Genomic DNA, 12772 nt, shown 5'->3' on the forward strand with positions numbered 1-12772 from the left:
GACCGCACTCAACGCAAGAGTTTGGAGAGACCAAGAATGCAAAGACGTACCCTCATGGGAGGCGCGGCCGCGGCCGCCGCCGTCTCGGCCCTGCCGAACTTCTCGATCGCGCAGACCGCGGCACAGCGCGTTCTGCGCTTCGTACCGCAGGCCAATCTCAGCAGCCTCGATCCGCTGGCGACGACGGCCGTGATCACCCGCAACCATGGCTACATGGTCTATGACACGCTCTACGGCATGGACGACCGCTACCAGCCGCAGCCGCAGATGGCGGAAGGCGCGCGCTTCGAGAATGGCGGGCGGACCTGCGACGTCACGCTCCGCGCCGGCCTGAAGTTCCATGACGGCGAGATGGTCCGCGCCCGCGACTGCGTGGCCAGCCTCAACCGCTGGATGAAGCGCAGCCCCATGGGGCAGAAGCTGGAAGCGACGCTGAACTCGCTGACGGCCGTCGACGACCGCACGCTCCGCTTCGACCTCAAGCGGCCCTTCCCCCTGCTCCTCACGGCGCTGGGCAGCCTGAACTCGCCCGTGCCCTTCATCATGCCGGAGCGGCTGGCGGTCACCGACCCCTTCACCAATGTGCGCGAGGCGGTCGGCTCGGGCCCCTTCAAGTTCCTTCCCGCCGAATACAACAACGGCAGCTTCATGGCCTGGGAGCGCTTTGCCGACTACAGCCCCACGCCGGTCGGCCAGCCCAGCCTCACCGCTGGCCCGAAGCTCGCGAAGTTCGAGCGGATCCAGTGGCACGTCATCGCCGACAGCGCGACGGCGACGGCCGCCCTGCAGAACAACGAGGTGGACTGGTTCGAGGAGCCGACGCCCGAGCAGCAGCAGCTCCTGGGCCGGCGACGCGACCTCACGGTGGAGCGGCTGGATCCCGGGCCCTTCTGGTGCCTCATGCGGTTCAACCACCTCCAGGCGCCGTTCAACGACAAGCGCATGCGCCAAGCGCTGCTGCCGGCGCTGAGCCAGTCCGATTTCATGATGGCGATCGTCGGCACCAACCCGAACGACTACGTGGCCGATAGCGGCTTCTTCCTGCCGAACACGCCCTTCGCCACGGATGTCGGCCTCGGCCCGCTGAAGGGGCCGCGCAACCTCGACCGCGCGAAGCAGCTGCTGCGCGAGGCCGGCTACGCGAACCAGCCCGTCCGCCTCATCGGTCCGACCGACGACATGGAGCCGATGATGATGACGCAGGTCGCGGCCGACGTCTTCGGCAAGGTCGGCCTCAACGTCGACCTCGCCATGTCGGACTGGGGCACGGTGCTGCAGCGGCGCAACAACCGCGGCCCGGTCTCCGAGGGCGGCTGGTCGGTCTTCTGCACGGGCGTTTCCAGCTTCGATGCGCTGAACCCGATCGGGCACAACTACATGCGCGGCAACGGGGCGGATGGCTGGTTCGGCTGGCCGGACGCACCGCAGCTGGAAACGCTGCGCAACCAGTGGTTCGACGCGCCCGATTTCGCCGCGCAGAAGCGGATCTCCGACGACATGCAGCGCGTGGCCATGGACGAGCTGCCGGCCGTGCCGATCGGCTGCTTCTATTCGAACACCGCCCTGCGGAAGGATCTGCGGGACCGCGTCCCCGGCTTCTCGATCTTCTGGAACATCCGCCGCGGCTGAGCGGCACGGCCGGCCAGCGATCCCGCTGGCCGGCGTCTTTCTTCAGGATAGAGTCGATGGAACATCGCGGACTGAATTTCGGCGTCTTCATGGGGCCCTTCCACCGGCTGGGCGACAATCCCAGCCTGGCCATGGCGCGCGACCTCGAGATCATCGAGTGGCTGGACCATCTGGGCTATGACGAGGCCTGGATCGGCGAGCACCACTCGGCGGGCTGGGAGCTGATCGCCTCGCCCGAGCTCACCATCGTGGCGGCCGCCGAGCGCACGAAGCACATCCGCCTCGGCTCCGGCGTCACCAGCCTGCCCTACCACCAGCCCTTCCTCGTGGCGCAGCGCTTCGTGCAGCTCGACCACATGACGCGCGGGCGGGTGATGCTCGGCTGCGGCCCCGGCGCCCTGCCTTCCGACGCCTACATGATGGGCATCGAGCCGGTGGATCAGCGGCGGCGGATGATGGAGAGCCTGGACGCCATCATGCAGCTCCTGAAGGGCGAGGAGCCGGTCACGGTGAAGACCGACTGGTTCGAGCTCCGCGAGGCGCGCCTTCACCTCGCCCCCTGGAGCGACCCGCATTTCGAGGTCGTGGTGGCGAGCACCATGAGCCCTTATGGCATGATGGCGGCCGGCCGCCACGGCATCGGCGTCATCTCCACCGGCGCCGGCCTGCCGGGTGGGCCGGAGGCGCTGGCCGGCCACTGGAAGATCGCCGAGGACGAGGCCGCGAAGCACGGCAAGACCGTCAGCCGGAAGAAGTGGCGCATCGCCATCAACATGCACGTCGCCGAGACCGACGAGCAGGCGATGCGCGAGGTCGCGCATGGCGAGCGGCTGGAATCCGTCTCCTATTTCGAGGACATCCTGGCCCGCCCGCCCGGCCGCACGGAGGATCCGCTCGGCGACGGGCTGCGGCGCGGAACGACGCTCGTCGGCTCGCCCGAGACGGTCGCCCAGGGCATCGAGCGGCTGATCGCCGTCAGCGGCGGCGGCTTCGGCGGCATCATGTTCCGCACGCACGACTGGGCCAATCGCGAGCAGACGCTGCGCAGCTACGAGCTCTTCGCACGCTGGGTGATGCCCCGCTTCCAGGGTTCGCTGGACGCGGTGAAAAGCTCGGCCGATTTCGTGCGCGAGAACAGCCGCACAGTGCTCGGCGGGAATGTCGAAGCCATGCGGCGGGCCTTCACGGATACCGGCCGCGCGGTGCCGAAGGAGTTCCAGTCCCGCCTGACCGGCGCCGCCGCCGCGGTGACCGAGTAAATCCTTCGGGGGCGCGGCAGCGCGCCCCCGAAGACTTGCGAGGGCGGCTCAGTCCTCCTCGACGAGTCGGTAGCCGACGCCGGGCTCGGTCCGCAGCAGCCGCGCGGCCTCGCCCAGCTTCTGGCGCAACTGGCCGACATAGACGCGAAGATACTGCGCATCCTCCGCATGCGCTGGGCCCCAGACCGCAGTCAGCAGGTGCCGCTGCGTCACCACCTTGCCCAGGTCCCGCGCCAGGGCGGCCAGCAGGTCCCACTCCCTCGGCGTCACGGCGACCCGGGCACCGGCCACGCGCACCATGCGATGCTCCAGATCGACCTCCAGCGCACCCGTCGTGACGGTCGGCGACGGCGTCTCGGCCTGCAAGGCGCGGCGGGTGGCGGCCCGGAGCCGGGCCAGCAGCTCCGCCAGACCGAAAGGCTTCTCGACGTAATCATCGGCCCCGGCATCGAGTGCGGCGACCTTCTCGGCCTCGCGGTCCCGCGCGCTGACGACGATCACCGGCACGCGGCTGAAGGCGCGCAGCCGCTCGAGCATCTCCTTGCCGTCCATGTCCGGCAGGCCGAGATCGAGCAGGATGCAGTCCGGCCCGCGCGAGGCCGCGAGGCGCAGGCCCTCCCGCGCATTGTCGGCGCGGAGCGGCGCATAGCCCGCGGCCTCCAGCGCAGGGCCGAGGAAGCGGTGGATCTGGGGTTCGTCGTCGATGACGAGGATGATGGGCGCGCCAGGGCTCATGCCGGGAATCTCAGGGTGATGCGCGTGCCGCGGCCCTCGGCGATCGGGCTTTCCGCCGCGATCCGGCCGCCCATGGCGCCCACCAGCCCCTTGCAGATGGAAAGGCCGAGGCCCGAGCCGGCGGCCACGCTGTCCGGCCGATGGACGCGGAAGAAGGCATCGAAGACGCGCGGCAGATCGGCGGGGGGAATGCCCGGTCCGTCATCCTCGACCGTGAGCGCGACCTGCGCGCCTTCCCGCCGGGCGCCCAGGCGCACCCTTCCCTCGGCATACTTCAAGGCATTGTCCACGAGGTTCTCCAGCACGCGGTCCAGCAGCGAGGGGTCGAGACGCGGTCGGGGCAGTCCGTCCGCCACCTCCAATACGACAGGCCGGCCCGGATGGATCTTTTCCGCGCGCGCAGCCGCATTCTCCAGCGCCTCTCGCAGCGCCAGTGGCTCGCGCCGCGGCGTTAGCTGCCCGGTCTCCAGCCGCACAATGTCGAGGATGGCGGACATCCAGCGCGCCAGCCGCGTCGCCTCCTCCTCGATGCTGAGCAGGAGGTCGGCGCGCGTCGCTTCCGGCAGGTTCGAGACCCGCAAGGTTTCGGCCGCACCCCGAATGACGGTAAGCGGGGTGCGCAGGTCGTGCCCCAGGCTGGTCAGCAGCGCGGTGCGCAGCGCCTCGGCCTCGCCGCGGGCGCGGTCCCGCGCCGCGGCCTCGACGAGGCGCGCCCGTTCAAGCGCCACCACGGCCTGATCCACCAGCGCCTCCAGCGCCCGGCCCGCCTCCGGATCGGGGCGGTCCTGCTCGGGCCGGATGCCCAGCAGGCCGAGCATGCTCGCCTCACCATCCCGATGGGCCGTGAGCGGAACGAAGCGCCAGACGCTGGCGGGCAGCGTCGCGGTGCCTCTCCCCGCCTCGCGGCGATTGGCCATGGCCCAGCGCGCCGAGGCCATGGCGCCTTCGTCGAGCACGGCATGGGCCGGCGTGATGGCGCGCAGCACGGGCTCGTCGGTGGCCGCAACCTCGCGCGCGAACTGGCCGGGCAGCGTGGTGGCCAGGGCCTCGTCCAGCGGCAGCAGCAGGCAGGCAGGGCCGCCGGCAATGCGCGACGCCTCCTCGACCACGGCCATCTGCAGCTCGGGCAAGGTGGCCTGGGCGTTCAGCCGACGGGAGAGCGCCGCCAACCGCCGCAGCGCCACCAGCCGCGTCGCCGCCATGCGCACATTGCGCCCGAGCCGGCCGGTCGTGCCCGTCAGCAGCGCGGCGACGACCCCGAACATCACCGCGCCCAGCACATCCTGCGCGGAGGCGATCGTCAGGGTGTAGCGCGGCGGCAGGAACAGGTAGTTCCAGGCCAGGAAGGACAGCACCGCGCCGAGGCTGGCCTGAAGCGGTCCGGTGGCGGCCGCGATGGCCACGATCGCCGCGAGATACACCATGCCGAGCCCCGCATCCGGGACGATGCCGTCCAGCGCGCCGCAAACCAGCGTCGCGGCCCCCACCAGCAGCGGGACGACGAGCCAGCTCGTCCAGGCCGGCGCGGGGCGCGGCGGCGGCGCCGGGCGCGCGGCGGCATCGGCCACGATATGGAGCGTGAATTCCGTGGCGCGGCGGGCCAGCGCCGCGATCAGCGTCCGGCCGAAGAGGCGTCGCCAGAGGGGCGGGTCGCCACGGCCGACGATGATATGCGTCGCGTTCCGCAGCCGGGCATGGGCCAGGATGGCGCCGGGCAGGTCAGTCGCCGTCGTCACCTCGGTCTCGGCACCGAGCTGCTGCGCCAGCGCGAGGCCGGGGCCCGGATCGCCGGACTGCCCCGGCAGCTCCACATGCAGCGCCAGCAAGGGCGCGCGGAGCGCCACGGCGATGCGCCGGGCCTGCTGCAGCACCGCATCGGCCGGCGCATTGCCCGGCACCAGCGCCAGCACGCGATCCCCCACCGGCCAGGGCCCGGCGACCGCGTTGCGCCGCATCCAGTCCGTGACGTCGGCATCGACGCGATCGGCGGTGCGGCGCAGCGCAAGCTCGCGCAACGCGGTGAGCGCGCCCTCCTTGAAGAAGCCGCGCAGGGCGCGCTCGGCCTGCTCCGGCCGGTAGATCTTTCCGGCCCGCATGCGCTCCAGGAGCTCGGTGGGCGGCAGGTCCACCAGCTCGACGGCGTCGGCGCCGGCGAGGACGCTGTCCGGCACCGTCTCGGCCACGCGCACGCCGGTTACCCGCGCGACGGCCTCGGCGCTGCTCTCGAGGTGCTGGACGTTCATGGTGGTCCAGACTTCGATGCCCGCGTCACGCAGCTCCTCGACATCCTGCCAGCGCTTGGGGTGGCGGCTGCCGGGGGCGTTGGTATGCGCGAGCTCGTCGAGCAGCAGGATCGCCGGGTGGCGCGCCAGCGCAGCGTCGAGGTCGAATTCCTGCAGGGCCTGGCCGCGATAGGCCATGGAACGCAGCGGCAGCCGGGGGAGCGTGCCGACCGCCGCCTCGGTCTCGGCCCGGCCGTGCGTCTCGACCAGGCCGACCAGGACATCGCGCCCCGCCTCGTGGACGCGCCGGGCCTCGGCGAGCATCTCGACGGTCTTGCCCACGCCCGGCGCGGCGCCCAGGAAGACCTTGAGGCGCCCGCGCCCCTCGCGCGCGGCCAGCTCGGCCAGGGCGTCGGGGTCGGGGCGGACGGGTTCGGTTTCGGCCATCCGCCCGACTATAGCGCGGGCCGGCTCAGCGGAGGTCCCGCAGCGCGAGGTTGAGGCGCAGCACGTTCACGCGGGGCTCGCCGAGCAGGCCCAGCTCCCGCCCCTCGACGAAGCGGTCCACCAGGGCCGCGATCTGCGGGGCCGGCAGACGGCGCGCCGCCGCAACGCGGACGACCTGCAGGCGGGCATTCTCCGGGCTGATGTGGGGATCGAGCCCCGAGCCGCTGGCCGTCGCGGCATCGGCCGGGACGTGATGGCCCCCGGCCGTCCGCTCCCGGACGGCCGCCAGCAGGGCGGCGCTGGTCGGGCCCTGCTGCGAGGCCGCCGAGGAGGAGGCGTCATAGGGCCGGGCGGAGGTCGCCGAGGGGCGCGAATGGAACCACTCGTCCCCGGGGAAGTCCTGGCCGATCAGGGCGGAGCCGATCACCCGGCCATCCTGCCGGACAAGGCTGCCCTCCGCGCGTCCAGGCATCACGCGCTCCGCGACGGCGGTCATCGCCAGGGGGGTCGCGACGCCCAGCAGCAGCGTCGAGCCGAGCAGCAGGGAAAGAAGGGGGCGCAACATGGTTCAGGCCACTCCAAAGAAGGTGAGGAGCACGTCGATGATCTTGATGCCGATGAACGGCGCGACGAGGCCGCCGAGCCCGTAGATCAGCAGGTTCCGCCGCAGCAGCGCCGCGGCGCCGACGGGCGCATAGGCCACGCCGCGCAGGGCCAGCGGTACCAGCCCCGCGATGATCAGCGCGTTGAAGATGACGGCGGAGAGGATGGCGCTCTGCGGGCTCGTCAGCCGCATCACGTTCAGCGCCATCAGCCCCGGATACTGTGCCACGAAGATCGCGGGCAGGATCGCAAAGTACTTGGCCACGTCGTTGGCGATGGAGAAGGTCGTCAGCGCGCCGCGCGTGATGAGCAGCTGCTTGCCGATCTCCACCACCTCGATGAGCTTGGTGGGGTCGCTGTCGAGGTCGACCATGTTGCCGGCCTCGCGCGCGGCCTGGGTGCCGGTCTGCATGGCCAGGCCCACATCGGCCTGGGCCAGCGCCGGCGCGTCGTTGGTGCCGTCGCCGGCCATGGCGACGAGGCGGCCCTCGCCTTGCTGGGCGCGGATATAGTCCAGCTTGTCCTGCGGCTTGGCCTCGGCGAGGAAGTCGTCGACGCCGGCCTCGGCCGCGATGGCCGCGGCGGTCAGGCGGTTGTCGCCCGTCACCATCACCGTGCGGATGCCCATGCGGCGAAGCTCGGCGAAGCGCTCACGGATGCCGGGCTTCACGATGTCCTTCAGCTCGATGGCGCCGAGGATCCGACCATCCTTCGCCACGGCCAGCGGCGTGGCGCCGGCGCGCGCGATGCGGTCGATGCCCTGCGCCAGCTCCGGCGGCACCGACTGGTTCAGCGCGGCCGAAAGACTGTCCACCGCGCCCTTCCGGAAGGAGCCCTGCGGCAGGTCCATGCCCGAGATCCGCGTCTGCGCAGTGAAGGGAATGGGCGTGGCATCAGCCGGCCGGATGCCCGGGACGTCGATGCCGTACTTCTCCTTCGCGAAAGCGAGGATACTGCGGCCTTCCGGCGTCTCGTCGGCCAGGCTGGCGAGCACGGCGGCCTCGGCCACCTCCTGCAGGTGCACGCCGGGGGCCGTGATGAAGGCGGCGGCCTGGCGGTTGCCGAAGGTGATGGTGCCGGTCTTGTCCAGCAGCAGCACGTCCACGTCGCCCGCCGCCTCCACCGCACGGCCGGAGGTGGCCAGCACGTTAAAGCGCACCAGCCGGTCCATGCCCGCGATGCCGATGGCCGAGAGAAGGCCGCCGATCGTGGTCGGGATCAGCGTGACCAGCAGGGCCGAGAGCACGACCACGGAAGGCGCCGAGCCGCTGTAGCTCGCGAAGCCGACCAGCGTGGCCACGGCGATCAGGAAGACGATCGTCATGCCGGCCAGCAGGATGTCCAGCGCGATCTCGTTCGGCGTCTTCTGGCGCGAGGCCCCCTCCACCATCGCGATCATGCGATCCAAGAAGGTGCTGCCGGGCTCGGAGGTGATGCGGACCAGGATGCGGTCGCTCACCACCAGCGTGCCACCGGTGACAGCGCTGCGGTCGCCGCCGGCCTCGCGGATGACGGGCGCGCTCTCACCGGTCACCGCGCTCTCGTTCACGCTGGCGATGCCCTGCACCACCTCGCCATCCGAGGGGATGATCTCGCCCGCCTCGACGATCACGTGGTCGCCGCGGCGCAGCTCGGAGGCGCTGCGGGGCGCGCTGATGGCGGGATCGTCGGGGTTCGGAACCCAGCGCGCCATCGTCTCGCCGCGCGAGGCGCGGAGCGAGGCGGCACGGGCCTTGCCGCGCCCCTCGGCCACCGCCTCGGCGAAGGTCGCGAAGAGGACGGTGAGCCAGAGCCAGGCCGCGACGCCGGCCTGGAAGCTCCAGGGATTTCCGGACAGGGCATCGCGGAAGGCGAGCAGCGTGACGAGGATGGAGACCACCTCCGTCACGAAGATCACCGGATTACGGACGAGCTGCCGCGGGTTGAGCTTCCTCACCGCCTCGAAGGCGGCCTGCCGGAGGATGGCGCCGTCGAGCAGCGCCGGGGTGCTTGTCATCGTCATGGCTTTCAGAAGGTCGTGCCGGCGAGCATGGAGAAGTGCTCCGCGATGGGGCCGAGGGCGAGCGCGGGCAGGTATTGCAGCCCGCCGAGGATCAGGATCACGCCGGCGAGAAGGCCGGCGAAGAGCGGCCCATGGGTGGGCAGCGTGCCCGGCCCCTCAGGCGTGCGCGGCTTGGCGGCGATGCTGCCGGCGATCGCCAGCACCGGGATCACATAGGCGAAGCGGCCGAGCATCATGGCGATGCCGAGGGTGACGTTCAGCCAGGGCGTGTCCGCCGTCAGACCGCCGAAGGCCGAGCCGTTGTTGCCCGCCGCCGAGGTATAGGCATAGAGCATCTCGGTCAGCCCGTGCGGGCCCGCCGCCGCCAGCGACGAGATGCCCGTGCCGATGTTCAGCGCGACGGCGGCGAAGCCCAGGATCACCGCCGGCAGCACCAGCACGGCGAGCATGGCGAGCTTGATCTCCCGCGCCTGCACCTTCTTGCCGAGGTATTCGGGCGTGCGGCCCACCATCAGCCCGGCGACGAAGACGGACAGCAGCGCGAAGACCAGCATGCCGTAGAGGCCCGAGCCCACGCCGCCCGGCACGACCTCGCCGAGCTGGATGAGGAAGAGCGGGATCATCCCGCCCAGCGGCGTGAAGCTGTCCAGCATCGCGTTCACCGCGCCGCAGGAAGCGCCCGTGGTGGTGGCGGTGAAGAGCGCCGCCAAGGCCTGGCCGAAGCGGACGTCCTTGCCCTCCATGTTGCCGAGCTCCGGCGCCACCCCTGCCGCGAGGTGGAGCGGGTTGCCGCCGGCCTCGGCCGCATAGATGCCGAGCGTGGCGACGAGGACGAAGCCCACCATGACGGCGAGCAGCGCCTGGCCCTGCCGCCTGTCGCCGACGACGCGCCCGAAGGTCAGGCAGAGCCCGAAGGGGATCAGGATCTGGAGGATGATCTGCAAGGCCGTGGCGAGGGCGGAAGGCCCCTCGAAGGGATGCAGCGAATTCACGCCGAAGAAGCCGCCGCCATTGGTGCCGAGGTGCTTGATGGCCAGCTGGAGGCCCACGGGTCCCAGCGGGATCGTCTGCTCCCCACCGCCCAGCGTGGCGGCGGTGACACCGGCGTCCAGCGTCTGCGGCACGCCCATCGCGATGAAGGCGAAGCCGGCGAGGACCGCGCCCGGCAGCAGCACATAGAGCGTGACGCGCGTCGCATCCGCCCAGAAGTTCCCGAGCTCGCGCAGACTGCCCTGCGCGAAGGCGCGCATCACCGCGAAGGCCAGGGCGATGCCCGTCGCCGCGGACAGGAAATTCTGCACCGCGAGGCCGGCCATCTGGCTGAAATGCGACATCGCCACCTCACCGGAATAGGCCTGCCAGTTCGTGTTGGTCACGAAGGAGACGGCGGTGTTGAAGGCGAGGAAGGGCGGGACGCCGTCGAAGCCCTGCGGGTTCAGCGGCAGCACCCCCTGCAGGCGCAGGATCAGGTAGAGCAGCACGAGGCCGGCCGCGTTGAAGGCCAGCATGGCCAGCAGGTAGCGCTGCCAGCCCTGGCCCGCCCCGTCGATGCCGGCGGCGCGCAGCACCCCCCGGTCGAAGCGCGCGAGAAAGCCGAGGCGTCCTTGTGCGATGGCGGCGAGCCATCGGCCGACGGGCACCGCCGCGAGCACGGCGATGCCCAGCACGAGCGCGATCTGCGCCCAGCCATTGAGGGTCATGTCAGAGGCTTTCCGGCCGCAGGAGGGCCCAGAGGAGATAGGCCAGCAGGCCGAGCGCGACGGCGGCGCCGAGCCAGAGTTCGAGCGTCATGGTCACACGCGCCCGCAGGCATGAACGTAGAGGGCGAGCACGGCGAAAAGGCCGAGTCCGCCCAGAAGAAGCAGGATGTCGAGCATGGCTGTCCCTCTTGGGATTGGGCCCCGGACCATGCCGCCACGGCGCGTAGCGTTTCGATGTGAAGGAAGGGGCCGCGGCGTAAGCGCGGCGTAAAGAAGCGGCGGGCGGCGATCCGGAAATCCGCTCCGGACCGCCCTCCTCAGTCGACCGGCAGGTCGTGCCGGGGCCGCTCGCTGGTCAACTCAGGCGGAAAGGGCCGCCGCACGCCGGGCCAGCTCGCCCATCAGCAACTTGGGGCTCGCCAGGACGGGGCAAGGAAGGTCGGCGGCCAGCCCGTCGCGCAGATGCGCCAGCGAAGCCTGGGCCAGGACGACGACATCGACCTCCTTCGCCAGATCGGCGGCGGCCTGGCGCATCAGGCTGTCATGCTGCGCCCGGTCGCCGCTCATCAGGGCGGCATAGGCATCCGGCCGGATGACCGGGGTGATCTCGATCGCCCGCTGCTGCTCCTGGGCATGCGCCCGCAGCAGGGCGCTGCTGGGCGTCACCGTGCTCTCGGCCGTGCAGAGGAGACCGACGCGCCCGCCGAGGCGCACCGCCTCCGCCGCCATCGGGTCGTCGATCTTCAGGATGGGCTGGGACACCAGGCGCCGCGCGATATCCACCGCCGGCGAAGTGGAGGAACAGGTGACCACGATCAGATCGGGCGCGGCCTCCGCAGCCAGGACGATCTGCGCGGTGATGCGCCGGTAGACGAGCGCCTGCGGCTGCCCGCGCAGCAGATCCTGCAGCAGGCTTTCGTTGAGGACATGAAAGCTGTCGGCCTCCGGCAGCTGCTCCTTCATCAAGCGCCGGAATTCCTCGACCAGAAATCCGACGGTGTGAACGAAGGCGATTCTCGGCCGCATCACTTCATCTCCTGCATTTCGAAAGCAGGGTCTTGTCGCCCGACTTCGCCCGGTGGTGAAGAGACCGGAAGCCCTTCAGGCAAGGGTCTCCGCCGTCAGCCCCAGCCGGTCCAGCAGGCGCGTGTCGCGATCGGCGCCGGGATTGGCGGCCGTCAGCAGGGTGTCGCCGATGAAGATCGAGTTGGCGCCCGCGAAGAAGCAGAGGGCCTGCATCTCGTCGCTCATCGCCGTCCGCCCGGCGGTGAGCCGCACATGGGAGGAAGGCATCAGAAGCCGGGCAAGGGCCACGATGCGCACGAAGGCGATCGGGTCGACCGAGCTGGCCTCCGCCATCCGGGAGCCCGGCATCGGGATCAGCATGTTGATCGGCACGCTTTCCGGCGGCTCCGGCAGGTTGGCCAGCGTCACCAGCATGTCGATCCGGTCGTCGGCCGTCTCGCCCAGGCCCAGGATGCCGCCGCTGCAGACCTTGATTCCTGCCTCGCGCACATGGGCCAGCGTCTCCAGCCGGTCGTCGAAGCTGCGCGTGGTCACGACCTCAGGGTAGAAGCGCTCCGAGGTGTCGAGGTTGTGGTTGTAGTAGTCGAGGCCCGCCTCGGCGAAGCGCCGCGCCTGCCCGGGCGACAGCATGCCCAGCGTCATGCAGGTCTCCAGGCCGAGCGCCTTCACCCCCTCCACCATGGCGACGATGGCCGCTTCGTCGCGCGGCTTGGGGCTGCGCCAGGCGGCACCCATGCAGTAGCGTGTCGCGCCGGCCTCCATGGCCTTCCTCGCCTCGGCCATCACCGCTTCCGGCTCCATGAGCTTGGAGGCCTTCAGGCCGGAGGCGTGATGGGCGGATTGGCTGCAATAGCCGCAATCCTCCGGGCATCCGCCGGTCTTGATGTTCAGCAGCTTGCTGAGCTGGACGCGATTGGGATCGAAATTCGCCCGATGGGCGGTCTGGGCCTGGAACAGCAGGTCGTTGAACGGAAGCTCATAGAGCGCCCGGGCCGAGCTCAGCGTCCAGCGAGGGGCGCTGAGACCATCCTTCAGGCTCATTTCGCTTTCCAACATCGGCACACTCCTGAACCAAGCCACGCAATCGAGATGGCTTTAATTATAGATAATCTATGATTATGCTTGAGAGGTTCAGGCTACGGTCTGGAT

General features: G+C 70.6%; 10 protein-coding genes. 2 read left to right on the forward strand and 8 right to left on the reverse strand.

Annotated elements, in window-relative coordinates; translation table 11 throughout:
* Nucleotides 1–36: 36 nt before the first annotated feature.
* Nucleotides 37–1629: an ABC transporter substrate-binding protein gene (locus tag KHU32_RS13080; protein ID WP_213670521.1), complete on the forward strand. Its 1593-nt coding sequence runs from the start codon at nt 37–39 to the stop codon at nt 1627–1629.
* A gap of 56 nt (nt 1630–1685) precedes the next feature.
* Complete coding sequence (locus KHU32_RS13085) at nt 1686–2888, forward strand: LLM class flavin-dependent oxidoreductase (protein WP_213670522.1); 1203 nt, start codon at nt 1686–1688, stop codon at nt 2886–2888.
* 48 nt (nt 2889–2936) lie between these two features.
* Here the strand turns inward: KHU32_RS13085 and KHU32_RS13090 are convergent, their stop codons facing one another.
* From KHU32_RS13090 to bioB, 8 genes are all read right to left on the reverse strand, one after another.
* Nucleotides 2937–3623, reverse strand: coding sequence for a response regulator (locus KHU32_RS13090; protein WP_213670523.1), 687 nt, complete (start codon nt 3621–3623; stop codon nt 2937–2939).
* Nucleotides 3620–6292 carry a sensor histidine kinase gene (locus KHU32_RS13095; protein WP_213670524.1) on the reverse strand — a complete coding sequence of 891 codons (2673 nt, stop codon included), beginning with the start codon at nt 6290–6292 and terminating at the stop codon, nt 3620–3622. The genes KHU32_RS13090 and KHU32_RS13095 overlap by 4 nt, the downstream gene beginning before the upstream one ends.
* 25 nt (nt 6293–6317) lie before the next feature.
* Complete coding sequence (gene kdpC / locus KHU32_RS13100; protein ID WP_213670525.1) at nt 6318–6857, reverse strand: potassium-transporting ATPase subunit KdpC; 540 nt, start codon at nt 6855–6857, stop codon at nt 6318–6320.
* Between the two features lie 3 nt (nt 6858–6860).
* Nucleotides 6861–8897, reverse strand: a complete 2037-nt coding sequence (gene kdpB, locus KHU32_RS13105) for a potassium-transporting ATPase subunit KdpB (RefSeq protein ID WP_213670526.1) — start codon at nt 8895–8897, stop codon at nt 6861–6863.
* A 5-nt stretch (nt 8898–8902) separates the two neighbouring features.
* Entirely contained in the window at nt 8903–10597 is a 1695-nt protein-coding gene (gene kdpA, locus KHU32_RS13110) for a potassium-transporting ATPase subunit KdpA (protein WP_213670527.1), read from the reverse strand.
* Between the two features lies 1 nt (nt 10598).
* Entirely contained in the window at nt 10599–10688 is a 90-nt protein-coding gene (gene kdpF, locus KHU32_RS13115) for a K(+)-transporting ATPase subunit F (protein WP_213670528.1), read from the reverse strand.
* Nucleotides 10689–10957: 269 nt separating this feature from the next.
* Nucleotides 10958–11623 (reverse strand): aspartate/glutamate racemase family protein, encoded by a 666-nt coding sequence (locus tag KHU32_RS13120; RefSeq protein WP_213670529.1) that lies wholly within the window; start codon nt 11621–11623, stop codon nt 10958–10960.
* A 75-nt stretch (nt 11624–11698) separates the two neighbouring features.
* Complete coding sequence (bioB, locus tag KHU32_RS13125; RefSeq protein WP_213670530.1) at nt 11699–12679, reverse strand: biotin synthase BioB; 981 nt, start codon at nt 12677–12679, stop codon at nt 11699–11701.
* Nucleotides 12680–12772 lie beyond the last annotated feature (93 nt).

The organism is Roseococcus pinisoli (assembly GCF_018413645.1).
Classification (GTDB): Bacteria; Pseudomonadota; Alphaproteobacteria; order Acetobacterales; family Acetobacteraceae; genus Roseococcus; species Roseococcus pinisoli.

Coding starts and splice junctions, on each gene's coding strand:
- KHU32_RS13080 (WP_213670521.1), top strand. CDS start 37: ATGCAAAGACGTACCCTCATGGGAGGCGCGGCCGCGGCCGCCGCCGTC.
- KHU32_RS13085 (WP_213670522.1), top strand. CDS start 1,686: ATGGAACATCGCGGACTGAATTTCGGCGTCTTCATGGGGCCCTTCCAC.
- KHU32_RS13090 (WP_213670523.1), bottom strand. CDS start 3,623: ATGAGCCCTGGCGCGCCCATCATCCTCGTCATCGACGACGAACCCCAG.
- KHU32_RS13095 (WP_213670524.1), bottom strand. CDS start 6,292: ATGGCCGAAACCGAACCCGTCCGCCCCGACCCCGACGCCCTGGCCGAG.
- kdpC (WP_213670525.1), bottom strand. CDS start 6,857: ATGTTGCGCCCCCTTCTTTCCCTGCTGCTCGGCTCGACGCTGCTGCTG.
- kdpB (WP_213670526.1), bottom strand. CDS start 8,897: ATGACGATGACAAGCACCCCGGCGCTGCTCGACGGCGCCATCCTCCGG.
- kdpA (WP_213670527.1), bottom strand. CDS start 10,597: ATGACCCTCAATGGCTGGGCGCAGATCGCGCTCGTGCTGGGCATCGCC.
- kdpF (WP_213670528.1), bottom strand. CDS start 10,688: ATGACGCTCGAACTCTGGCTCGGCGCCGCCGTCGCGCTCGGCCTGCTG.
- KHU32_RS13120 (WP_213670529.1), bottom strand. CDS start 11,623: ATGCGGCCGAGAATCGCCTTCGTTCACACCGTCGGATTTCTGGTCGAG.
- bioB (WP_213670530.1), bottom strand. CDS start 12,679: ATGTTGGAAAGCGAAATGAGCCTGAAGGATGGTCTCAGCGCCCCTCGC.